Below are 23,384 nucleotides of genomic sequence, written 5' to 3' on the forward strand. Positions count from 1 at the left end.
ACATCTCGATTCTCCTGTTCTCATGCCGTGACTGCGTGCTTCATGACCTCTGCCGATCCGATCCAAAACCTCGCCACGCTCATCCGCTGCCCTTCCGTGACGCCCGCCGAGGGCGGCGCGCTCACCGCACTTGCTGCCATGCTGGAGCCGCTCGGCTTCACGGTGGAGCGCATGGTCGCCACCGAGCCCGGCATGCCCGATATCGAGAACCTCTATGCCCGCATCGGCACCGAGGGACCGCACCTGATGTTCGCCGGCCATACGGATGTCGTGCCCGTCGGCGATGCGGCGGCGTGGACGCATGATCCGTTCGGTGCCGAGATCGCCAATGGAGAAATGTTCGGCCGCGGCGCCGTCGACATGAAGGGCGGCATTGCCTGCTTCGTCGCCGCCGTCGCCCGCCATATCGAGAAACACGGCCCGCCGAAGGGCTCGGTCTCCTTCCTGATTACCGGAGACGAGGAAGGCCCTGCCGTCAACGGCACGATCAAGCTTCTGCAATGGGCGGCCGAACGTGGCGAGCGCTGGGATGCCTGCCTCGTCGGCGAGCCAACCAATCCCGACCAGCTCGGCGACATGATCAAGATCGGCCGGCGCGGCTCCGTCTCCGGCATGGTCACAGTGCAGGGCGTGCAGGGCCACGCCGCCTATCCGCATCTCGCCGACAATGCCGTGCGCGGCATCGTCGCGCTGACCGATGCCTTGATGTATCCGCCCTTCGACGCCGGCACGGAGAGTTTTCAGCCGTCCAACCTCGAAGTGACGACCATCGATGTCGGCAACCGCGCGACCAATGTCGTGCCGGGCAAGGCGACGGCAAGCTTCAACATCCGCTTCAATGACACCTGGACGGCCGAGACCGTGATGGGCGAGATCGTGCGCCGGCTCGATGCCGCGGCCGCCGACGAGAAGCTGCGCCCCGGCCGCGCGCCGCTCAGCTATGACATCATCTGGGCCGAGCGACCGAGCCATGTCTTCCTGACGCGCAACAACAGCCTGATCGCCTCGATGTCGGGCGCCGTCGAAGCCGTCACCGGCCGCGCGCCGAAACTGTCGACGACGGGCGGCACCTCGGATGCGCGCTTCATCAAGGATTATTGCCCCGTCTTGGAGTTCGGTCTCGTCGGCCAGACCATGCATATGGTGGACGAGCGCGTGGCGGTCGCCGATCTGGAAACGCTGACCGTGATCTACGAAACGTTCATCGAACGCTGGTTCGGCGATGCCCGGGCTTGATGAGGTCCTGTATTATCTGACCGGCGTCTATCTGCTTCTTAAACAGAAGCAGGAAGGGTTCGGCTGGCTGGATTTGACGATGCGCGGGCTGACGCGGTCCTTCTGGGCCGTGCTCTGGTGCCTGCCCGCCTTCGCCGTCATCTGGGCGTCGTGGCGGCTCTACTATCTCGCCGGCATGCCGGCGGAGACATATGCCGGTGTCACCTTCTTCGTGAAGCTCGCCTTCATTGACCTTGTCGGCTGGCTGCTGCCGCTGGCGTTGCTGGCCGTGCTCGCCCGCCCCTTGGGCTATGGCAAATGTCTGGCGACCGTCGTGACGGCGAGCAACTGGATTGCGGTGCCCTTCGCCTATGCCGCGGCCGTTCCCTTCGCGCTCACTCTGGTCCTGCCCGCCAGCGCTCCCTTTGCCGGCCTGCTTCTCTACGCGATCTTCGGCGCAAGCGTCGTGCTCCAGTTCCGGCTGGTCTGGATGTGCGTCGGCAAGCAGACGCTACTCGCCGCGGCCATCACGGCGATTTTCGTGCTGCCGCCGATGATCGCCGGGCAGGAATTGCAGGGCCTACTCGGAACGCTGCCCGCTTAGTAGTCGACCGCCATGAAATAGAGCCCATCCGGCGGCGCCACCGGGCCGCAGGCCTTGCGGTCGTGGGCTTCGAGTGCGGCGCGCACATCGTCCGCCGTCCACTTGCCTTCGCCGGCGAGCTTCAGCGTGCCGGCGAACGAGCGGATCTGGTTGTGCAGAAAACTCTGCGCGGAGACCCTCATCTCGATGAGATCGCCGTTGCGCGTTACCTCCAGCCGGTCGATCGTGCGGATCGGGCTGTTCGCCTGGCACTGGGCGGCGCGAAACGTCGTGAAATCGTGCCGGCCGACCAGCATCTGCCCGGCTTCATGCATGGCCTCATGATCGAGGTCATTCGCGACGAACCAGGCGCGCTTCGCTTCCAGCGCCAGCGGCGCCTTGCGCGAAATGATGCGGTAGAGATAGTGCCGCTTCTTCGCGGAAAACCGCGCATCGAAATCATCAGGCACTTCGGCGGCGTCGAGAATAGCGACACGCTCACGCGCCATCCCGAGATGGGCGTTCAGTGCGTTTCGAAGCGTGTGTTCCTTCCAGGGCCGCGAAAGATCGGCATGGGCAACCTGCCCAATGGCATGCACGCCGGAATCCGTGCGTCCCGCGCCGCGAATGGAAACGGTCTCGCCTGTCAGCGACAGGATCGCCGCCTCGATGGCGCCCTGCACGGAGGGGCCGTTGTCCTGCCGCTGCCAGCCGACATAGGGCGTGCCGTCATATTCGATGCGCAGACGATAACGCGGCATCAGGCGAAGACCTGACCGGACGCGACCGGCGTGCCGCGCAGGAAGTCGCCGGCCTCGAGCGGCTTGCCGCCGGCCTTCTGCAAGCGCACGAGCCTCACCGTTCCGCCATCGCCGCAGGCAATGGTCAGATGGTCGTCGATCACCGTGCCGGCCGGGCTGGTCGTCGTTTCAGCGGCAAGGGCGCTTGCCAGAACCTTCACGCGCTCCGGCTTGCCGGCGATCGGCAATTCGAACCATGCGCCGGGGAAGGGCGAGAGGCCGCGGATATGGTTGTGCACGTCCCGAGCGGGCCGGGAAAAGTCGATGCGCGTCTCTGCCTTGTCGATCTTGGCGGCATAGAGCACCCCGTCGTCGGCCTGCGGCGTCAGCGGCAGGTCGCCGGCGTCGAGCTTGGCCATGGCCTCCACCATCAGTTTGCCGCCCGCCTGCATCAGCTTGTCGTGCAATTCGCCGGCTGTCATCGTATCCGTGATCGCAATACGACTGGTCATCGCGACGGGGCCGGTGTCGAGCCCCTTGTCCATCTTCATGACCATCATGCCGGTCTCGGCATCGCCGGCCATGATTGCCCGCTGGATGGGGGCAGCTCCGCGCCAGCGCGGCAAAAGCGAGGCATGGCCGTTATAGCAGCCGAGACGCGTGCCCGACAGGATCGCCTCCGGCAGCAGCAGCCCATAGGCGACGACGACGGCGACATCCGCATCAAGCGCGCGAAACGCCGCGCGATCAGCCTCTTCCCGGAAATTGACGGGCGTGTGGACAGGAATACCGAGCAGTTCGGCGGTCTGATGCACCGGCGATTTCACCAGTTCCAGACCGCGCCGGCCCGCGGGGCGGGGCGGCTGCGAATAGACGGCGACGATCTCGTGGCCGGCTTGCTTGAGGGCCGCCAGCGTCGGAACGGAGAAATCCGGCGTGCCCATGAAAATGATGCGAAGGGCCATCGGTCAGTCTCCGTGAAAGCAATTCCAGCAAAGGTGCAAAGCGGTTTTGCATCCGGAATTGCGTGAAAACAAAAGCCGCTGCTGCAAGTGGGCTCAGAGCGCCTTGCTGCCGCGCATCTTCGCGGCCTTGGTGAATTTGCGGATCACCATTTCGCGTTTCAGCTTGGAAATATGGTCGATGAACAGCACGCCGTTCAGGTGGTCGATCTCGTGTTGCAGGCAGGTCGCGAGCAGGCCGTCGGCCTCCGTCAGCTGTTCCTTGCCGTCGCGGTCGAGATGCTTGACGGTAATGCCGGCGGGACGCTCGACCTCGGCATAATAGTCCGGGATCGACAGGCAGCCTTCCTCATAGACCGAACGCGCATCCGTGGAGGCGACGATTTCCGGGTTGATGAAGACGAGCGGCTGCTTGTCCTCGCCGTCCTTCGACACGTCGAGCACGAGCATGCGGCGCGCAATACCGATCTGGATGGCGGCAAGGCCGATGCCGGGCGCATCGTACATGGTTTCGAGCATATCGTCGGCGAGCCTCTTCACCTCGCTGTCGATGGTCTCGATTGTGCTCGAAACCTGGCGAAGGATCGGATCGGGAAGGATAATCAGCGGCTTGATGGTCATGCGCCTCCTTAGCGCGGTTTTTTTGCGCTTTCAATCGGATTTGGCCTCGTCCTCGTGGCTGGATCGGTGAATTTGTTCACGTTATGATCTGGTTTCCGCGCCAATCCATGCTATGGTCGCGGCATGATTGACCCGACTTTCGATATTCTGCTTTCCTCCCTTCTCGCGCGGCTCGGCGGCCCCGGTCCGGTGCTGGTATTGCTTGCGGCTGTGTTTCTCGGCGTCTTCGGCCTGATATCGGCACGCCGCAGCCAGACGCGCCAGCGCGAAGAGGCCGCGATCGCGGAACTGCGGTTCACCGAGCTTCTGAAGGCGCAGACGGAAATGCAGGGGCGTGTCGCCGCCATGGCCGAGGTGTTCGGCGCCAAGCAGTCGGAGACCAACCAGGCGATCAACACGCGGCTCGACGGACTGACCCAGCGGCTCGGCCAGTCGATTTCCGAACAGACCCGTTCGACGCATGAGAACCTGCGCCGCCTGCAGGAGCGTCTTGCCGTCATCGACACCGCCCAGACCAACATCCAGTCGCTGGCGAAGGACGTCGTGGGCCTGCAGGCCATTCTCTCCAACAAACAGACGCGCGGCGCCTTCGGCCAGTCGCGCATGGAGACGATCATCGCCGACGCCCTGCCGTCGGGCGCCTACCAGTTCCAGGCGCAACTTTCCAACGGCGTGCGCCCGGACTGCACTATTCGCATGCCGAACGGCCAGCCGCCCCTCGTCGTCGATGCGAAGTTTCCGCTGGAGGCCTGGAACGCCATGTCGGACGGGCGTTCGCCGGAGGCGGCCAAGGTTGCCGCCCAGCAGTTTCGCCGTGACATGGAGACCCATATCCGGGACATCTCGGAAAAATACCTGATTGCCGGCGAGACGCAGGACACAGCCTTCCTCTTCGTGCCCTCGGAATCGATCTTCGCCAGCATCCACGAGACGTTCGAGGCCGTCGTGCAGAAGGCGCACCGCGCCCGCATCGTCATCGTCTCGCCATCGCTTTTGATGCTCTCCGTGCAGGTGCTCCAGGCGCTCCTGAAAGACCAGCGCATGCGCGAGCAGGCCCATGTCATCCAGGGCGAGGTCGTCAGGCTGATGGACGATTTGACGCGGCTCGACGACCGGGTGCGCAAGCTGCACGGCCATTTCACCTCGGCGCAGAAGGATGTCGACCTGATTCTCACATCGACGGAAAAGCTTGCGCGCCGCGGCGCGCGCATCGGCGAGCTGGAATTCGAGACGATTTCGGCACCTTCTTCACAGGCCGAGGCAACAGTTGAAAGCCGGTCGGGCCAGTTGCGCTTGAGGATAGTTGACGAGGACTGACCGCCTCAGGCAGTGTCCGGCGGAAACAACAGGGGCAGCTCTCATGATCACCGTCTTCGGCTCCATCAACATGGACCTCATCGCCACGCCAGAACGCCTGCCGAAGCCCGGCGAAACCGTCATGGGCACCAGCTTCACCACCGCTGCCGGCGGCAAGGGCGCTAATCAGGCGCTCGCCGCCCGCCGCGCCGGCTCTATGGTGCGCATGGCCGGCGCCGTCGGCGACGACCGCCTCGGCAGCCAGGCGCTCGCGCTGCTCGCCGATGCCGCCGTCGATCTCAACGGCGTGCGGTATGCCGCCGAGGCCACGGGCACCGCCCATATCCTGGTTGCCGACGATGATGGCGAAAACGTCATCGTCGTCGTACCGGGTGCCAACGCTACCGTCACCGATGAGGATGCCCGGCGGACCGTCGGCGCGATGACGCGCGGCGACTACCTCATGCTGCAATTCGAGATCCTCAACGGCTCCATCGAGGCGGCCCTTGTCGCCGCCAAGCAGAAGGGCGTCACCTCGATCGTCAACATCGCTCCTTTCGGCGCGGACGCCCGCCGCCTTGGCGCCATGGCCGATATTCTCGTCGCCAACGAGACGGAATTCGATCTCTATGTCGGCAAGGGTGAATTGTCGGACGAGGCGCGCGAGGCGACCCTGCGGGCGCTGCATGCCGAAAGCAGCCAGACGATCATCGTGACGCTCGGCGCCGATGGTGTCATCGCGATCCGCAAGGGTGAAATCTTCCGCGCCGCGGGCCTTGCCATCGAGCCGGTCGATACGGTGGGGGCGGGCGATACCTTCTGCGGCTATCTCGCAGCCTCGCTCGATGCCGGTCTCGCGTTCAAGGATGCGCTGCGCCGCGCCTCCGTTGCGGGCTCGCTTGCCTGCCTCAAGCCCGGTGCCCAGCCGTCCATTCCCTTTGCCGCAACCGTCGATGCGAAGATCTAGGCGCGCTACACAACTGTTACGTCAGTCGAAATTCGCAAATGGAAAACCAGGCGTCGTATTGCTTGCGGCGCCTGAGAATTCAATCGGTTGAGCCGTTTCGTAGCATCGACGCTTGGTTATTTATTAATATTTTATCGGTTACTGAAGTCCGCAGACACTGCGCCTTGAAGGCCGCGGACCGTCTCTGGCGATGGTCCTGCGCCCCGCCCTCCATGATGGAGACCCCCCTGCCGAATGTGCTTCTTCGCGGCCGTCCGCCGCGGACGTCTATCATCGTGAGGATTTCATGTTCAAGTTCAAGGCCAAGTCGCTCGCGACAAAGCTCATAGCGGTCACCGGCGGCACGATCGCCCTGGTACTGCTTGCGTCCAACACCGTTCTTATTCACCAGACCCAGAGCCGCGTTTCCGACCTCGTCTATACGCAGGCCGATACCGAAGCGAAGGCGATCGCCTCCGACATCGCAGCCGATATCGGCGCGCTCGCAGGCGCCGCGCGCGCCATGGGCGGTGTCATTGAGCAGGGCCATGCGGCCGGCTTCCTGGACCGCAAGGACGTCGTCGCCATCCTCAAGGCGAATACCGAGAAGAACAGCTTCGCGCTCGGCAGCTGGTTTGCCGAAGAGCCTAACGCCTTCGACGGAAAGTCGCGCGAGGCGGCGGAACAGCTGGAGACCGGCACGTTCAAGGACGGTTCGTTCAACCCCTACTGGACGAAGCGTAAGGACGGCTCGATCACGCTGTCGACTTTCGAATCCGACTACAAGGCAGACTGGTATGGGCTCGCGGCAAAGAGCGGCAAGGGCGCGATGAGCCAGCCCTATCAGGAAACCTCCACCGGCGACGGCCTGACGATGGCCTCCATCGCCTATCCGGTCAATGTCAACGGCAAGATGATCGGCGTCACCGGCGTCGACGTGTCGCTGAAGACACTCTATGAAAAGCTCAGCCAGCTGAAGCCCTTCGGCGAAGGCCGCGTCATGCTGGTCTCCCAGGGCGGCAAGTGGATCGTCGCCCCGAACGTCGACCTTCTCATGAAGGAATACGACTCGACCGGCGTCGAGGTTGTCAAAGAGGCGCTCGCGTCGGGCAAGGTCGGCCATATTCCGAACCTCACCTTCGATGAACTCGCCTCCTTCGACCGCGTCGTCTATCCGTTCGCGCTGCCCGACATCAACACGACCTGGGCCGTAATCGTCGATGTGCCGCGTGCCGCGATCAACGCGCCGGTGCAGGACCAGACCTACATGATGATCCTCGGCGGCCTGATCGTCCTCGGAGCGGTGCTCGCCGGCCTCTATTTCGCCGTGCGCACCTTCGTGCAGAAGCCGCTTGCCGGTCTCGTCGCCGACGTCGCAACGCTCGGTCAGGGCGTCTATACCCAGCCGATCGCCGGCCAGGACCGCTCGGACGAGACGGGCTCGGTTGCCAAGGCGCTGGAAGGCTTCCGCCACCAGCTCGCCGACACCAAGCGCCTGGAAGCCGAAGCCAACAGCCAGCGCCAGCTGACGGAAGCCGAACGCGGCCGCTCGGAAGCCGAGCGCGCAGAGTCGAGCGCCCTCCAGCGCGATATCGTCGCCCGCCTCGGCGACGGCCTCTCGCAGCTCTCCTCCGGCAACCTGACCTTCCGTCTGACGGGCGATTTCCCCGGCGAATACGGCAAGCTCAAGACCGACTTCAACTCGGCCATCGCCAGCCTCGAAGAGACGATCCAGACGGTGAACGCCTCGGTCGGCAATATCGGCGGCGGCACCGGCGAAATCTCCAAGGGCGCGGCCGACCTGTCGCACCGCACCGAACAGCAGGCCGCAAGCCTGGAAGAGACCGCCGCCGCCCTCGACGAGCTGACCTCGCAGGTCAATTCGAGCGCCGACAATGCCCGCGTTGCCGCCAAATCCGTGGAAACGGCAAGCAGCGACGCCAGCAAGTCCGGCGAAGTCGTGCAGAAGGCGATCGCCGCCATGCATGGCATCGAGCATTCCTCGGGCGAAATCTCCAACATCATCGGCGTGATCGACGAGATCGCCTTCCAGACCAACCTCTTGGCGCTCAATGCCGGTGTCGAAGCCGCACGTGCTGGTGAAGCCGGCAAGGGCTTTGCGGTCGTCGCGCAGGAAGTGCGTGAACTCGCCCAGCGTTCGGCCAAGGCCGCAAAGGAGATCAAGGCGCTGATCAACACCTCGGAAGTGCAGGTGCGTGAGGGGGTCGATCTCGTCGGCAAGGCCGGCGAGGCGCTGGAAAACATCGCTGACCAGGTCATCCAGATCAATGGCCTGATCCGTCAGATCTCGCAGTCGGCCTCTGAACAGGCTGTCGGCCTCAAGGAGATCAACTCGGCCGTCAACCAGATGGACCAGGTGACGCAGCAGAACGCGGCGATGGTGGAGGAAACCACCGCTGCCTCGATGGCGCTGAACGACGAGGCGCAGACGCTGAAGTCGCTGGTTGCCCGCTTCCGCGCCGGCGCCGGTGCGGCGGTTGCCCAGCCGGTGCAGCCGGCGGCCCGCCGCGATGTCCAGCCGCCGCGCAGCAGCTACCAGGCGCCGCGCACCACGGCCCGCGCCGTCCCGCAGGTCTCCGGCAACACGGCGCTTGCACAGGACAACTGGGAAGAGTTCTGAGCCCTCAAGGCATAGACGAACTGAAAGGCCGGCGGAAACGCCGGCCTTTTTCGTTTGCGATGCCGGCGCAAAAAGACGCCCCGGTTTTGAGGCCGGGGCGTTGTAGTCGGACGTGCTGTCGGGGAGGGTTTACCGCTTGTGATGCTTGCCGATTTCGTCCTGCGTCAGGAAGCCGTCGCCGTTACGGTCGCGCTGCTTGAATAGCGCGGCGGCGGCGGTTTCCATCTCGGCCTTGGTCAGCGTGTCGTTCTTGTCGGCATCGGCGCGCTCGAACATGCGCGCGCCCATGCGGTCCATACGGGCTTCGCCAAGGGCTTCACGGGCTGCCTTGCGGGCTTCATCGTCGCTCGACTTCACCTCGCGAAAAGCCTTGCGGGCATCGCGGAACGCCTCCCGCCTGGCATCCACCTCCGCCTTGGAGACTTCGCCGTTCTTGTCGGCATCGAAGCGTTCAAAGGTTTTCGTGGCCTGGGCCAGCATCTCGGTCTGCGAGACCTTGCCGTCGCCATCCGTATCGAGGCGCTTCAGCATGCGCTCGGCGCGCTCCTCGCCACCCTTTCCGTGGTGGCCCTTGCCGTGATTCCCCTTGCCCTTCATCGAGCCGGCATCCGCCGTATCCAGGGCGCCGTCCTTGTTGCCGTCACGGCGCGCGAAGATCGTGTCCGCCGCGGCGAGCACTTCGGCTTGCGAAAGCGAGCCGTTCTTGTCCGTATCGGCCCGGTCGAACATTTTTCCAGCGCCCGGCAGCATGAAGGGGCCGGCGGCGTGAAGCGCCTGGCGGGCCTTGTCCTTGTCGGCATCCGCGGCATCGCGAAACGCCTTGCGTGCCTCCTTGAAGGCCGCGTGGCGTGCCTTAATCTCGTCCTTCGTCACCTGGCCATTGCCGTCGGCATCGAAGGTCTTGAAGGCGGCGGTGGCATTGGCCTTGAACTCGTCGCTGGAGACCTTGCCGTCCTTGTTCGTGTCGAGGCGTTCGATCATCGCGGCATGGCGCTGGTGATGTTTGCCCTCGCCCTTGGCGGCGAAAGCCGGTGCCGCGGCACCCGAGAGAAGAAGGCCGGCGGCGACGGCGCCGAGAAGAAGTTCCTTTTTAGCCATGGTCGTTCCTTTCATCATCAGTCCCTTGCGAGACAAGATAGAGGGAACGCCGGCCGGGGCCAGTTACAAATTGGTAATTCAACCCTTTGGCCAAAAAGGGTTTTTTCCATGTCCGGAATATGTCGGGCTTAATTAGAGGAGCGCGTTGAGGAAGGCCGTGAGGTTCGACGTCGCATAGTCGATATGCTGGTCGTCCTCGCTGCGTTTTTCCCAGGCGTCGACGAATTCGTGGTTATCGTCCTGCGGCACGAGCAGCACGGTCTTCATGCCGAGCGCCTTGGGCACGACGAGGTTGCGCGGCAGATCCTCGAACATCACGGCATGCGGCGTATCCACGCGGTGCAGCGCCATGAACTTGTCATAGGTGGCACCCGCCGGCTTCGGCACATATTCGGCCGCCACGATATCGAAGACATCATCGAAGTGGTGGAAGATGCCGAGCGCCTTCGCCGCCATCTCTGCGTGTTTCACGCTACCGTTGGTGAAGATGAACTTGCGGCCCGGCAGCGCCTGGATCGCTTCGCCGAGCGAAAGATCGGGCGACAGCACGTCGTAATTGATGGCGTGCGCCTTTTCCAGGAAGTCGGCCGGATCGATCTTGTGGTGGATCATCAGCCCGTTCAGCGTGGTGCCGTGATCGTAATAATATTGCTTCTGAAGGGCACGCGCGTCTTCGCGCGTCAGACCCAGCAGGGCCGAAACATAGGCCGTCATGTTCTGGTCGATCTGGGCGAAGAGATCGATGTGATGCGGGTAGAGCGTGTTGTCGAGGTCGAAGACCCAGTCACGCACGGTGGAAAAATCGGCTTTGTTCGGAAGATCGCTCATAGGGCGTCTTATGGCACGGGGGACCGTCGAGGAAAACGGAATTTTCGCGGACGGACTTTGCAGATGATGGATTTGCGGCAACCCGCATGCTAGCGGCAGGGCATGGAACTCTGGATCCCCATCACCATCGCCGCTGCCTTCCTGCAGAACCTGCGTTCGGCCCTTCAAAAACACCTTCAGGGCAAACTCGGCACGCGCGGCGCGAGCTTCGTGCGGTTCGGCTACGGCTTTCCGCTGGCGATCCTCTATGCCGTGGTGCTGCACTGGGGTGTCGGACTCGACTTTCTCACGCTCAATGGGCGCTTTGCTTTCTGGGCGGTGGTCGGCGGCCTTGCGCAGATCTTCGCGACCATGCTGCTGGTCTATCTCTTTTCGCTCCGGAATTTTGCGGTCGGCACCGCCTATTCCAAGACCGAGCCGGTGCAGGCGGCGATCTTCGGGTTCGTGCTGCTCGGCGAGCGCATCACGTTAGGCGCCGTTATCGCCATCGTGGTCGGCGTCATCGGGGTGATGCTGATCTCGATTGCCCGCGCGCCGCTTTCCTGGCGCAATACCCTTGCGGCGCTGACCAGCCGCACCGCGCTGATCGGCATCGCTTCGGGCGCAGTCTTCGGCGTCTCGGCCGTCGCTTATCGCAGCGCGTCCCTGTCGCTGGACGGTCCCGGCCCGATCATGAACGCGGCCGTGACGCTTGCCTGCGTCACCACCTTCCAGACGGCCTTCATGCTGGTCTGGATGCTGTGGAAGGACAAGAACGAGATCGTGCAGGTCTTGAGAAGCTGGCGCTCGTCTGCGCTGGTGGGCATTGCCGGGGTGCTGGGCTCGGCCTGCTGGTTCACGGCGATGAGCCTGCAGCAAGTCGCCTATGTGCGTGCGCTCGGCCAGATCGAGCTCGTCTTCACCTTCATGGCCTCCTACTTCCTGTTCCACGAGCGCGTGAACCGCACGGAAGTGGTGGGATGCCTGCTGATCGTCTGCGGCATCCTCGGCCTGCTCTTCTGGTAGGATACCGGCGGCACGAGGCCGCCGGTGGACGAGATCAGGGCACGATCAGCGTGCCGGCGCCATGCTCGGTGAAGATTTCGAGCAGGACGGCGTGGGCGGTCTTGCCGTTCAGGATGACAACGCCCTGCACGCCGGCCTTGATGGCGTCGATGCAGGTTTCGACCTTCGGGATCATGCCGCCGGAAATCGTGCCGTCCCTGATAAGTTCGCGCGCCTGGGCGACGGAAAGCTCCTTGATGAGCTGACCGCTCTTGTCGAGCACGCCGGGCACGTCTGTCAGGAACAGCAAACGCGTGGCGTTCAGCGCACCGGCAATGGCACCGGCGAAGGTGTCGGCATTGATGTTGTAGGTGTGGCCGTCGCGGCCGGGCGCGACCGGGGCGATGACCGGGATCATCTCGGACTTGGCGAGCAGGTCGATCAGCGTGCGGTCGACTTCGACCACTTCGCCGACGAAGCCGAGATCGAGGATGCGCTCGATATTGCTGTCGGGGTCGACGACGGTCTTCTTCGCCTTCTCGGCGAAGACCATGTTGCCGTCCTTGCCGCACAGGCCGATCGCCCATTCGCCCGTTTGGTTGATGAGGGCGACGATTTCCTTGTTGATCGAACCTGCCAGCACCATTTCGACGATCTCGACGGTCTTCTGGTCGGTGACGCGGAGCCCCCCTTCGAATTTCGATTCTATGCCCATCTTGGTCAGCATCGCACCGATCTGCGGGCCGCCGCCATGCACGACGATCGGGTTGACGCCCGATTGCTTGAGAAGCGCGATGTCGCTGGCGAAAGCCTTGCCGAGTTCCGGATTGCCCATTGCGTGGCCGCCATATTTCACCACAATGGTCTTGTTCTCGTAGCGCTGCATATAGGGCAGGGCCTGGGCGAGAAGGCGGGCTTGGGTTTCGCTTTCGGATAGGGACATGGCGGCCTCGTGGAATTGGACGGCGCCTGTTTAACGCATGTTTTGTGACGATGGAATGATCCGCCGTCCACATTGCTGCGTAGGGCCAGAAAAAGACTTTGCTGACGAACGGGAGCCATGCGTGACCGGAAATGACATTTCCTACCTCATCGGCCGTGTGTCGCTGAAGGACCGTAAGGCCTTCTCCGCGCTCTATGAAAAAAGTGCGTCGAAACTTTTCGGCATCTGCGTCCGTATTTTGAGGGACAGAGGTGAAGCTGAAGAGGCCTTGCAGGATGTATATGTCAAGATCTGGCAGCGTGCCGACCGCTATGTCGAAAGCGAGACGAGCCCGATGGCCTGGCTCGCAGCCATTGCCCGCAACCAGTCGATCGATCGTATCCGGGCGCGAAGACCAGTGGCATCGGATATCGATGCGGCCTATGATATCGCCGATCCGCTCGCGAACCCGGAAGAGGATGCCGTGTTGCGGTCGGAGGGCCGGCGGATCGACAACTGCATGGATGAACTTGAGGCGGAACGGGCATCCGCCGTCCGGCGTGCCTATATAGAGGGCCTGAGCTATGAGGAACTCGCCGAAATCCACGGCGTGCCGCTGAACACGATGCGAACGTGGCTTCGCCGAAGCCTGTTGAAACTGAGAGAGTGCATGAGCCGATGACGGCGTCCGACAAAGAGATGAGAGACCCCCGCCGCGACGAGGTGATCGCCGGCGAATATGTGCTCGGGGTACTTTCGGCCGAAGACCGCCGCAAGGTGGAGGCGCGGCTTGCCCAGGATCGCCAGTTCGCCGCCATGGTGAACCGCTGGGAGGAAAACCTCTCGACCTTCAACGACGATTACGAGGCGCTGCAACCGCCGCCGCGTGCCTATTCCGCCATAGAGCAGCGCATCCTGGGCGCCGCGCCGCCGGATGCGGCCTTTTCCGGCAAGGTGGCAGGCGGGTTCTGGAATTCGCTGGCGCTGTGGCGTTCGCTTGCCCTTGCTTCGCTGGTGACGTCCATCGGGCTTGCACTGTCGATGAGCGCGCTGATGACGCCGCGCCCGATGAGCGGCGGCCGGCTGGTGGCGGATCTTGCGGGCGAGAACGCGGCGATTAATCTCGTTGCCCGTTACGACGAGGCCAATGGCGCACTGCGGATCACGCCCGTCGCCGCCGGCAAGGAGAAGGAAAAATCGCTCGAACTGTGGCTCGTCGAGGAGGGCAAGTCGCCGGTCTCGCTTGGCGTGCTGCCGCAGACGGGCGAGGGAGAGATGGCCGTTCCCGCCGTCATGCGCTCGCGCCTGGTTCAGGGCGCGGTGCTGGCCGTCAGCGTCGAGCCGTTTGGTGGATCGCCGACAGGCAGCGCCACCGGTCCCGTCATAGCCTCGGGTGCCGCCCGGTTCGAATGATCTCACGGATTGCCCCGCACAAGCCGCGCTCCGCGCGGCTTTTTTGTTTTGAAATCAGGTCTCTATAAAAAAGATCACCCGGTCTGAAACTCTTTTTCGAAAGGTCCCGTTGCTCGCAATGATCGCCCAATGGGCATCGCAACAGGGAGGCCCCGCATGTCGCGGGCCAAAAGAAGGACAATCCCATGACCCGTTTCACGCTTCGCGCCGCAGCTTTCGCCACGGTCTTCACGCTCGGCGCCTTTGCCGCCCACGCTGAGAACCCGATGGTTGGCGGTGCGCCGATGTTCGCCGAGAAGAACATCGTCGAAAATGCCGTCAATTCGAAGGATCACACGACGCTGGTCGCCGCCGTGAAGGCCGCGGGGCTCGTCGAAACGCTCTCCGGCAAGGGGCCGTTCACGGTCTTCGCGCCGACCAACGAAGCCTTCGAGGCACTGCCGGCCGGCACGGTCGATACGCTGCTGAAGCCCGAGAACAAGGACCAGCTCACCAAGGTGCTGACCTGCCATGTCGTGGCGGCCGATGCGATGTCGGACGCGATCGGCAAGATGATCAAGGACGATGGCGGTGCACACCCGGTCAAGACAGTCGGCGGCTGCATGCTGACGGCCAAGATGGACGGCGACAAGATCACGCTGACCGACGAGACAGGTGGCGTGGCAACCGTCACGATCGCCGACGTCAAGCAGTCGAACGGCGTCATTCACGTCATCGACAAGGTTCTGCTGCCGAAGGCCTGAGCCTCAAGGTTCCGCGTCGTTCATGAACCCACGCGGGATACCAGTCTTTCGCCAGCCCTGGCCGCCGGTCTCCCGGCGGCCTTTTTCATGCGGGGATCGACCGCCGGTCTTCCGGCGGCCTTTTTAGCGCTCGATGGCTGTCAGGATGGCGCCGCGCAGCTCGTCGAGGCCGCGGCCTTTTTCCGAGGAGGTGGACAGCACCTCCGGATAAGCGGCGGGACGCTTGACAATCTTCAGGCGCGTTTCCTCGATCAGGCGCGGCACGCCGGCGTCCTTGATCTTGTCGGTTTTTGTCAACACGACCTGATAGGAGACGGCGGCCTTGTCGAGCAGGGTCAGCACCTCCTCGTCGTTCTTCTTGATGCCATGCCGGCTGTCGATCAGCACATAGACGCGCTTCAGCGTCGAGCGGCCGCGCAGGTAGTCGAAGACCAGCTTGGTCCAGGCATCGACGTGCTCTTTCGGCGCCTGGGCATACCCGTAGCCCGGCATGTCGACGAGCGCCATTGGCGGCATATCGTCCTCGGCGCCCGAATAGCCGTCGGGCACGAAATAGTTGAGTTCCTGGGTGCGGCCGGGCGTGTTGGAGGTGCGGGCCAGCCCCTTGTGGCCGACCAGCGCATTGATCAGCGACGACTTGCCGACATTCGAGCGGCCGGCAAAGGCAATCTCCGGCGGGCCCTCGGGCGGCAGGAATTTCATGGCCGGCACGCCGCGGATGAAGATCCACGGCCTGCCGAACAGTGGCTTGTCGCCCGGTATGGTCGTCTCGGTCATTGCTTCGGCCTTTGTTGTCAGGCCCCCGGCTTCCCGGTTTTGGCTGCGAAAGTCAAGCGCGGCGCTGCCGCCAGAGCTCTACGCCGAGATAGCAGATGAGCGCGGTCAGCACGATGATGCCGCCGATGACCGTATAGGTGCTCGGGATTTCGCCATGGATAAGCGCTACCCAGAGCGGCCCCAGCACCGTCTCGGCGGTGCCGAGCAGGGCGGCGAGCGCGGACGGGATGAGCCGGGCACCCGTGACGAAGAGAGCGAGGCCGAGGCCGAAATTCAGCGCGCCGAAGACGATGAGAATGCCGAGCTCGCTGGCCGTGACGGCAAAGCCGGAAGCCTGACTTGCCGCCGTCGTGCCGGCGATGACGGTACCGAGGAAGACGGCGGGCGTCATGCGCACATGGGCGAAGCGGCGGGTGATGATCGTCGCGCTGGCAAAGGCGAAGGCGATGAGGAGGGCAAGCGCATCGCCGATCATCGAGGTGCCGCCGCCGAGCGATTCCGAGACCATGATCGCGACGCCGCCGATCACGGCCGCAATGGCGATCCAGGTATGCGTGACGACCTTTTCGCGAAACAGCATCCAGGCCATCAGCGCCGCGATCAAGGGAACGCCGGCCTGGATCAGCATGACATTGGCGACGGTCGTATAGGCGAGCGCCAAAATGAAGGAGGTGGAGGCGGTGGCAAAGCAGATGCCGACGGCAATGCCGGCAAGCCCCATGCCCCTGAAGAGCTGGACGGTGCCGCGCGGCCCGTCACGCACCAGCATGAAGCCGAGGAGGAACAGCGCCGCGAAAAGCGAGCGCCAGAAGACGACCGTCCAGCCATCCTCGATGTGCAGGAAGCGCGCCAGCGTGCCGCCGAAGCTCCAGGCAACGGCTGCACCCAGCACCAGGGCTGCGCCGAAACCCTGTCCACGGCTTTCCGGGAGCGTGGGGGTGACCGGAAGGGTGGGGGCGGAGGACATAGGGCGCTCGCAGAAAAGGGATTGTCGCGAGCATGACAGGGATGCGCCCGCACCGCTTCCATGCCAGCGACGAGGCGATGTCGCAAGCGGGCTGGCGTGCAGGTTGAGGAGGATGCCTAGGCCCAAAAACAAAACCCCGGCACTGGGCCGGGGTCTGTGTCTCAATCCTGAAACCGTCAGGACGATGGTTTGGCTTTTTTGCCGAACAATCCCTTGATGTTGTCGAAGAGTTCGATCTTCACGCCGTGACGCTTCATGATGATCGCCTGCTGGATGATCGAGAGCGTGTTGTTCCAGGCCCAGTAGATCACGAGGCCGGCCGGGAATGTCGCCAGCATGAAGGTGAAGATCAGCGGCATCCAGGTGAAGATCATCGCCTGGGTCGGATCCGGCGGCGTCGGGTTCATGCGCATCTGCAGGAACATGGTGACACCCATGATGAGCGGCCACACGCCGATCATCAGGAAGTGCGGCACGTCGTAGGGCAGAAGGCCGAAGAGGTTGAACAGCGACGTCGGATCGGGCGCGGAGAGGTCGTGGATCCAGCCGAAGAACGGGGCATGGCGCATTTCGATGGTGACGTAGATCACCTTGTAGAGCGCGAAGAACACCGGGATCTGCAGAAGGATCGGCCAGCAGCCGGCCAGCGGGTTGATCTTCTCTTCCTTGTAGAGCTGCATCGTGGCCTGCTGCAGCGCCATGCGGTCGTCGCCGTGCTTGGCCTTCAGCTCTTCCATCTTCGGCTGCATCTTCTTCATGTTCGCCATGGAAGCGTACTGCTTGCTGGCGAGCGGGAAGAACAGGCCCTTCACGACGATCGTGGTGATCAGGATTGCGATGCCGAAATTGCCGAAATAGCGGAAGAAGAAGTCCATCAGCTGGAACATCGGCTTGGTGAAGAACCAGAACCAGCCCCAGTCGATCATCAGGTCGAAATGCGGGATCGAAAGGGACGTCTTGTAGCCGTCGATGACGGGCACTTCCTTGGCGCCGCCGAAGAACAGGTTCTTGACGTCGGTCTTCTGGCCGGGCGCGATGGTGATATCGTCCTGGCGGTAGTCCGCCTGGTAGCGCGGGCGGCCATCCGTGAAGTAGGAAAAGCGCGTCTCGTAGGGCGTGGCCTGCGGGGGCACGAGCGCGGTCGCCCAGTACTTGTCGGTGATGCCGAGCCAGCCGCCGGTCGCCTTGCCGGGCGCAACCGTCGTGTCGTCCTCGGTCGTCTTGTACTTCACCTCGTGCAGGCCGAGATCGCCGAGCACGCCGATGAAGCCTTCGTGCAGCACGTAGACCGAGGGCGTCGAAGGCTTGAAGAAGCGCGTCGTGCGGCCGTACGGCGAGAGCGCGATCGCCGCATCCGTGCGGTTCTCGATGCTGTCGTCGATGGTGAACATGTAATGTTCGTCGACCGAGATGGTGCGGGTGAAGACGACGCCCTTGTCATTGGTGAAGGTGAGCTTCACGGGGGTCGTCTGCGTCAGCTTGCCGGTGCCGTCCTGCGTCCAGACGGTCTGCGGGCCGGGAACGGTGCCCGTCGCGTCGCTGCCGACATAGCCGACTTCGGCGAAGTAGCCATGTTCGGTCTCGGCCGGGCTCAAAAGCGTGATGATCGGGCTGGTCTTGTCGACGGTCTCGTGGAATTCCTTGAGCTTCAGGTCGTCGAAGCGGGCGCCGGTCAGGCTGATCGAGCCGGCGAGCGAGGGCGTGTCGATCTCGACGCGGGCGGACTTGGCGATCGCGGCATCGCGCGTCTCGGTCGTCGTGCCCGTGGCCGCGCCGCCCGGCAGGGTGCCGTTGGTCGCGGTCGTCGTCGTTGCGGTGCCGTCGGCAGCCGTCGTCGTCTGCTGCTTCTGGGTGGCCTGCTGCGCTTCGAGCGCGGCGCGGTCCTTGTCCAGCTTTGGGTTCACATAGAGGAACTGCCACGCGACGAGGATCAGCACGGACAGTGCGATCGCCACGAAATAATTGCGGTTGTTTTCCATCACTCTTTCCCGGGAGCAGCAGGGCGCTGCTGCTTTTGTTTCTGCCGCGTCGCGATCCGGTCCTTCAGACCGGCCTGCAAGGTTTCGAAGGACGCGCCGAGCACATCCCTTCTGGCGACAACCACATAGTCGTGTCCGGGCTCCATTGCAAACCCGGCCGATAGCCGCACCGCCTCTTTCAGGCGCCGGCGCATGCGATTGCGTTCCACGGCATTGCCGTGCTTCTTGGTAACGGTGAAGCCGACGCGGGGCGGTTCGTCCGGCATCTGCCGGTCGCGCACTTCGAGAAGGAACAGCGGTCCCTTGCGCTTCTCGCCCTCGCGCACAGAAAGAAATTGCGGACGGCTTTTCAGCCGTCCGACAGCAGATTGTCTAACTTTTTTCGTCATATGCCCGTCGCCTCTGTTCGGGCAGACACGGCCTTAGGCCGAGAGGCTCGCGCGGCCGCGTGCACGGCGTGCGGACAGGACCTTGCGGCCGCCCTTGGTAGCCATGCGGGCGCGGAAGCCGTGACGACGCTTGCGAACAAGCTTGGAAGGTTGGTAGGTACGCTTCGTCATTTATTTAATACCGCGGTGTGCGGCCCTTCTTGGGTTTTGCTTTACGCAATCAGCGTTGAAAGTCCGACATAGGCTTGCCCTCGCGGGAAGCCAGGCTGTCCGGACGTGCGCGGCTTATAAGGGCAAAGACGATCAAAAGTCAATTGCGGCTTTGACGCAGCTCCGCGTGTCACATTTGTTAAGATCGCGGCCATCTGCGGTTGCGTATTGCTTGCCTTTTGTCACTTTCAGCTAACGTTACGTCAGTCTTTATTCCTGATTTTCCTCAATATTTTTTACATTAGCAATTTCAGGCGGGACTTAAATGCCTGCTATTCGGGCGGTTGTATCAAAATCTAATTAACCTTTAGCGTTTACCGTCCTGTCCATGGGGGAAGGCGGCCAAGTCGTTTTCCTGGTGGTTGCTTGTGCCTTTGGAGTGTGACGTGAAGATACGCGGCAAGATTTATCTCATCGTGGGCGTGATGGGCTTCATTTCCGTCCTCATCGGCGCCATCGCCGTTCATGTGGTCTCGGAATACAGTGAAAAGCTGCATCAATACGAGAACGCCGCCGACCGCGCCTTCCTCGGCGAGCACCTGAACCGTCAGGTCACCGCCGTCGTCATGGAAGCGCGTGGCGTCTATGCCGCCAAGGATACCGACGGCGCCAAGAAATTCGCCGAAGGCATCGCCAAGGAACTCGACGGGATCGATGCGACGCTCAAGGAATGGCAGCCGCTCGTTCCCGACGCGCAGAAGGCCGCCTTCGACGCCGTGGTTTCGCGCGCCGCCGAATTCCGCACCTTCCGCATGGAAACGGCCCGCCTCGGCACGACAGAATCGATCGCCGCTGCCAACGAGCAGGGCAACAATGAGCTGAACCGCGCCAACCGCAAGGCCTTCCAGAAGGAGATCGACGCCGTCGTTCAGACGGACAACGAGAACCTGACGACCATTAAGGATGACATCGCCTCGTTCGAGACCCTGATGCTGACGCTCGTGCTCGGCACGGTTGGCGCCGGCCTTGTGCTGGGTGGCGGCATCGCCTTCTATATCGCGACCAACGAACTCAGCCGCCCGATCCAGAAGGTCACCGACACGATGAACCGGCTTGCCGGCGGCGATCTCGAGACGGAAGTGCCCTATGCCGGCCGCCAGGACGAGATCGGCGAAATGGCTGCGGCCGTAGCCGTCTTCCGCCAGAACGCCATCACCGTGCGCGACCTCAACGCCCAGGAACAGGTGCTGCGCGAAAAGAGCGCGGACCTCCAGTCCTCCATCGCGACCGTCGTGCATGCGGCCGCCGCCGGCGACTTCTCCTCGCGCATCAGCAAGGATTATCACAACGAGGACCTCAACCGCTTCGCCCGCTCGGTCAACGAACTGGTCGGCGGCGTCGAGGAGGGCATTGCCGAAACCCGCCGCGTCATCGGCTCGCTGGCCGACGGCGACCTGACGCAGACCATGAACGGCGCGTTCCGTGGCGCCTTCGCCGAGCTTCAGCAGAACGTCAACGCGACGCTCGCCACCCTCCAGCGCACCATGCGCGAAGTGCGCGGCTCGACGGATGCCATCAATGCCAATTCCGGCGAACTGCGCAGCGCCTCGGACGATCTGTCCAAGCGCACAGAGCAGCAGGCCGCCGCGCTGGAGGAAACCTCCGCCGCGCTCGAAGAGATCACCGCCGCCGTCAAGAATTCGACGGAGCGGGCCAACGAGGCGACCTCCATGGTCGGCGAGGCGACGCAGAGTGCCAAGCAGTCCGGCGCCATCGTCCGCAACGCCATCGACGCCATGGGCCGCATCGAGCAGGCCTCCAGCGAGATCAGCCAGATCATCTCGGTCATCGACGAGATCGCCTTCCAGACCAACCTTCTCGCGCTGAATGCCGGCGTCGAGGCCGCCCGTGCGGGTGAAGCCGGCAAGGGCTTCGCGGTCGTCGCACAGGAAGTGCGCGAACTCGCCCAGCGCGCCGCCAGCGCCGCCAAGGACATCAAGGGCCTGATCACCAAGTCGGGCAGCGAAGTGGCCGTCGGCGTGAAATATGTGCAGGAGACGGGCGCGGCCCTCTCCGACATCGAGAGCCGCGTCGTCACCATCAACGACCGTATCCATGCCATCGCCACCGCCGCCCGCGAACAGGCGACCGGCCTGCAGGAAATCAGCACCGCCATCAACCAGATGGACCAGGTGACACAGCACAATGCCGCGATGGTCGAGGAAACCTCGGCTGCGACGCACAAGCTGAAGGGCGAGGCCGACAGCCTGGCCGATCTCGTCGCCCGCTTCCGCACCGGTGATGCCGCTCAATATGTGGCACCCGCCCGCGCCGAGAGCCGCCCGGTCGAATCGCCGGCCCGCCGCATGATGGGCAATGTTGCCCGTGCCTTCGGCGGCAACCGTGCCGTGGCAACGGCCGCCGTCGCCCAGGAAAACTGGGAAGAGTTCTGATCCTCTCGGGATCGTTCGAAGTGCAACGCGGCGGTGGCGACACCGCCGCGTTTTGCATTTTGAACCGGCGTTGGAAAAATCGCCGCAATCTCTTATAATTACCGCATTGGCAGGGCGGGTGGCGCAGGGATGCGCTTCCGGCCCGCTGCCATTTGCCGAGCACTGTGCCGCCGGGAGTCGAGACATGATGGATAGAGACGCATCCGCGTCCTTGACCGGGACGCCGGTGCCGGCGGCCGGATATCTGTCCGGCCTGTCCGGCAGGCTGCTGCTGCTCACCGCCGCCTTCGTGATGATCGCCGAGGTGCTGATCTTCGCCCCCTCGGTCGCCAACATGCGCCTGCAATGGCTGCGCGACCGGCTGAACACGGCGGCCGCCGCCAGCGTCGTCATCGAGGGCCTGCCGGACCAGGAGCTGCCGCGCTCCGTGCAGCAGGAAACGCTGATGGCGACCGGCGCCAAGGCGATCGTGCTCAAGAAGGCGGATGCCTCGCGCATGGTGGCCGCGCTCGACATGCCGCCGAGCATCGACGCGCAATACGACCTTTCCGACGTCTCGCTGCCCACCGCGATCTACGACGCCTTCGACACGCTGCTTTTCGGCGGCAAGCGCGTCATCCGCGTCTATGGCCCGGTCGGCGAGACGAGCACGCGCATCGAGCTTCTGCTTGACGAGCAGAAGCTGCGCCGCGCCATGCTCACCTATGCGCGCAATGTGTTCATCCTCTCGATGATCATCTCGCTGGTCACGGCAAGCCCGATCTTCTTCGCGCTCAACCGCCTGCTGATCCGCCCGGTGCGCCGGATGACGGAAAACATCCAGGCCTTCACCGCCGATCCCGCCAATCCGGCGCGCGTGCTGGTGCCGTCAGGCGGCCGCGACGAGATCGCCGTCGCCGGCATCCACCTGGCCGCCATGCAGCAGACGCTGCAACGCACGCTGAAGGAACAGAAGAACCTCGCCGATCTCGGCCTAGCCGTGTCGAAGATCAACCACGACATGCGCAACATCCTGGCGTCGGCGCAGCTGATGTCCGACCGCCTCTCCGACGTGGACGACCCTGTCGTCAAGCGCGTCGCGCCAAAACTGCTGCGCAGCATCGACCGGGCAGTGGGCTATACGAACGAAGTGCTCTCCTATGGCCGCATGCGCGAGCCGGAGCCGCGCCGCCGCTTCGTGGCGCTGCGCCCTCTCGTGCAGGAGGTCTCCGAAGTGCTGGCGCTCGATACGCGCGGCGATATCGCTTTCGTGGTGCAGATCGAACAGGCCCTGGAGGTCGATGCCGATAGCGAGCAGCTCTTCCGTGTCATCCACAATCTCTGCCGCAACGCCGTAGAGGCGCTGGCGCAGGATATCGGCGCCGAGCCGCGGGCCGTCGTGGTGACGGGCCTGCGCACCGGTGCTGTCGTTTCCATCGCCATCGACGACAACGGCCCCGGCATGCCTGCCAAAGCGCGCGAAAATCTCTTCGCCGCCTTCCGCGGCTCCGTGCGCTCCGGCGGCACCGGTCTTGGCCTCGCCATCGCCCGCGAGCTGGTGCTCGCCCATGGCGGCACGATCGCGCTCGTTGAAAAGGCGACCCCCGGCACGCTCTTCCGCATCGAGCTGCCCGACCGCCCCGTCCCCCTCGACGCCTTCCGTCACCGCGCCTGATTTATCGGGGCTTTGCTGGCCGG

General features: G+C 63.7%; 22 protein-coding genes. 11 read left to right on the plus strand and 11 right to left on the minus strand.

From position 1 onward, the window contains the following. Positions 1-42 precede the first annotated feature (42 nt). Both dapE and AC27VQ_RS04330 read left to right on the plus strand, forming a co-directional pair. A complete protein-coding gene (gene dapE, locus AC27VQ_RS04325) occupies positions 43-1,236 on the plus strand; it encodes a succinyl-diaminopimelate desuccinylase (protein ID WP_488715361.1) in 1,194 nt (397 codons plus the stop codon). Beyond that, on the plus strand, positions 1,223-1,819 hold the full coding sequence (locus tag AC27VQ_RS04330; protein WP_488715362.1) for a hypothetical protein: 597 nt from the start codon (positions 1,223-1,225) through the stop codon (positions 1,817-1,819). The genes dapE and AC27VQ_RS04330 overlap by 14 nt, the downstream gene beginning before the upstream one ends. Here the strand turns inward: AC27VQ_RS04330 and truA are convergent. The 3 genes from truA to def all read right to left on the minus strand — a co-directional run bounded on the left by truA (position 1,816) and on the right by def (position 4,121). After that, entirely contained in the window at positions 1,816-2,559 is a 744-nt protein-coding gene (truA, locus tag AC27VQ_RS04335; RefSeq protein ID WP_488715363.1) for a tRNA pseudouridine(38-40) synthase TruA, read from the minus strand. The genes AC27VQ_RS04330 and truA overlap by 4 nt on opposite strands. Continuing rightward, positions 2,559-3,503: a methionyl-tRNA formyltransferase gene (fmt, locus tag AC27VQ_RS04340; protein ID WP_488715364.1), complete on the minus strand. Its 945-nt coding sequence runs from the start codon at positions 3,501-3,503 to the stop codon at positions 2,559-2,561. The genes truA and fmt overlap by 1 nt, the downstream gene beginning before the upstream one ends. Before the next feature lie 93 nt (positions 3,504-3,596). Then, positions 3,597-4,121 (minus strand): peptide deformylase, encoded by a 525-nt coding sequence (gene def, locus AC27VQ_RS04345; RefSeq protein ID WP_488715365.1) that lies wholly within the window; start codon positions 4,119-4,121, stop codon positions 3,597-3,599. A gap of 123 nt (positions 4,122-4,244) precedes the next feature. On the opposite strand from def, the gene AC27VQ_RS04350 reads away from it, so the two are divergent. The 3 genes from AC27VQ_RS04350 to AC27VQ_RS04360 all read left to right on the plus strand — a co-directional run bounded on the left by AC27VQ_RS04350 (position 4,245) and on the right by AC27VQ_RS04360 (position 9,004). Further along, positions 4,245-5,438 (plus strand): DNA recombination protein RmuC, encoded by a 1,194-nt coding sequence (locus AC27VQ_RS04350; RefSeq protein WP_488715366.1) that lies wholly within the window; start codon positions 4,245-4,247, stop codon positions 5,436-5,438. 43 nt (positions 5,439-5,481) lie between these two features. Next, a complete protein-coding gene (locus AC27VQ_RS04355) occupies positions 5,482-6,384 on the plus strand; it encodes a ribokinase (protein WP_421592235.1) in 903 nt (300 codons plus the stop codon). A gap of 286 nt (positions 6,385-6,670) precedes the next feature. Then, positions 6,671-9,004, plus strand: coding sequence for a methyl-accepting chemotaxis protein (locus AC27VQ_RS04360; protein WP_488715367.1), 2,334 nt, complete (start codon positions 6,671-6,673; stop codon positions 9,002-9,004). A 129-nt stretch (positions 9,005-9,133) separates the two neighbouring features. On the opposite strand, the gene AC27VQ_RS04365 is transcribed toward AC27VQ_RS04360, so the two are convergent. Both AC27VQ_RS04365 and AC27VQ_RS04370 read right to left on the minus strand, forming a co-directional pair. Beyond that, complete coding sequence (locus AC27VQ_RS04365) at positions 9,134-10,102, minus strand: EF-hand domain-containing protein (RefSeq protein ID WP_488715368.1); 969 nt, start codon at positions 10,100-10,102, stop codon at positions 9,134-9,136. A gap of 132 nt (positions 10,103-10,234) precedes the next feature. Then, positions 10,235-10,930, minus strand: a complete 696-nt coding sequence (locus tag AC27VQ_RS04370; RefSeq protein WP_421592238.1) for a pyrimidine 5'-nucleotidase — start codon at positions 10,928-10,930, stop codon at positions 10,235-10,237. Positions 10,931-11,032: 102 nt separating this feature from the next. Between AC27VQ_RS04370 and AC27VQ_RS04375 the strand changes: the two genes are divergently transcribed. Then, on the plus strand, positions 11,033-11,935 hold the full coding sequence (locus AC27VQ_RS04375) for a DMT family transporter (protein WP_488715369.1): 903 nt from the start codon (positions 11,033-11,035) through the stop codon (positions 11,933-11,935). Positions 11,936-11,969: 34 nt separating this feature from the next. On the opposite strand, the gene argB is transcribed toward AC27VQ_RS04375, so the two are convergent. Further along, on the minus strand, positions 11,970-12,857 hold the full coding sequence (gene argB / locus AC27VQ_RS04380; RefSeq protein ID WP_313526466.1) for an acetylglutamate kinase: 888 nt from the start codon (positions 12,855-12,857) through the stop codon (positions 11,970-11,972). Positions 12,858-12,978: 121 nt separating this feature from the next. On the opposite strand from argB, the gene AC27VQ_RS04385 reads away from it, so the two are divergent. The 3 genes from AC27VQ_RS04385 to AC27VQ_RS04395 all read left to right on the plus strand — a co-directional run bounded on the left by AC27VQ_RS04385 (position 12,979) and on the right by AC27VQ_RS04395 (position 14,992). Next, positions 12,979-13,518, plus strand: a complete 540-nt coding sequence (locus tag AC27VQ_RS04385) for a sigma-70 family RNA polymerase sigma factor (protein ID WP_313526464.1) — start codon at positions 12,979-12,981, stop codon at positions 13,516-13,518. Further along, a complete protein-coding gene (locus AC27VQ_RS04390; protein ID WP_313526462.1) occupies positions 13,515-14,249 on the plus strand; it encodes an anti-sigma factor in 735 nt (244 codons plus the stop codon). The genes AC27VQ_RS04385 and AC27VQ_RS04390 overlap by 4 nt, the downstream gene beginning before the upstream one ends. Positions 14,250-14,434: 185 nt before the next feature. After that, on the plus strand, positions 14,435-14,992 hold the full coding sequence (locus AC27VQ_RS04395) for a fasciclin domain-containing protein (RefSeq protein ID WP_488715370.1): 558 nt from the start codon (positions 14,435-14,437) through the stop codon (positions 14,990-14,992). Between the two features lie 123 nt (positions 14,993-15,115). Here the strand turns inward: AC27VQ_RS04395 and yihA are convergent, their stop codons facing one another. The 5 genes from yihA to rpmH form a co-directional block, all read right to left on the minus strand. Continuing rightward, positions 15,116-15,769 (minus strand): ribosome biogenesis GTP-binding protein YihA/YsxC, encoded by a 654-nt coding sequence (gene yihA / locus AC27VQ_RS04400; RefSeq protein ID WP_488715371.1) that lies wholly within the window; start codon positions 15,767-15,769, stop codon positions 15,116-15,118. A 52-nt stretch (positions 15,770-15,821) separates the two neighbouring features. Continuing rightward, complete coding sequence (locus AC27VQ_RS04405; RefSeq protein ID WP_488715372.1) at positions 15,822-16,736, minus strand: DMT family transporter; 915 nt, start codon at positions 16,734-16,736, stop codon at positions 15,822-15,824. Between the two features lie 176 nt (positions 16,737-16,912). Continuing rightward, on the minus strand, positions 16,913-18,715 hold the full coding sequence (gene yidC / locus AC27VQ_RS04410; RefSeq protein ID WP_313526450.1) for a membrane protein insertase YidC: 1,803 nt from the start codon (positions 18,713-18,715) through the stop codon (positions 16,913-16,915). After that, on the minus strand, positions 18,715-19,104 hold the full coding sequence (gene rnpA / locus AC27VQ_RS04415; protein WP_488715373.1) for a ribonuclease P protein component: 390 nt from the start codon (positions 19,102-19,104) through the stop codon (positions 18,715-18,717). The genes yidC and rnpA overlap by 1 nt, the downstream gene beginning before the upstream one ends. A gap of 33 nt (positions 19,105-19,137) precedes the next feature. Continuing rightward, positions 19,138-19,275: a 50S ribosomal protein L34 gene (gene rpmH / locus AC27VQ_RS04420; RefSeq protein ID WP_083242913.1), complete on the minus strand. Its 138-nt coding sequence runs from the start codon at positions 19,273-19,275 to the stop codon at positions 19,138-19,140. Between the two features lie 425 nt (positions 19,276-19,700). Between rpmH and AC27VQ_RS04425 the strand changes: the two genes are divergently transcribed. Together AC27VQ_RS04425 and AC27VQ_RS04430 are read left to right on the plus strand one after the other, a co-directional pair. Beyond that, on the plus strand, positions 19,701-21,707 hold the full coding sequence (locus tag AC27VQ_RS04425) for a methyl-accepting chemotaxis protein (protein WP_313526441.1): 2,007 nt from the start codon (positions 19,701-19,703) through the stop codon (positions 21,705-21,707). Positions 21,708-21,891: 184 nt separating this feature from the next. After that, on the plus strand, positions 21,892-23,361 hold the full coding sequence (locus AC27VQ_RS04430) for a sensor histidine kinase (protein ID WP_488715374.1): 1,470 nt from the start codon (positions 21,892-21,894) through the stop codon (positions 23,359-23,361). The last annotated feature ends 23 nt before the right edge of the window (positions 23,362-23,384 follow it).

The organism is Shinella sp. 20P9.1.1, assembly GCF_057798995.1.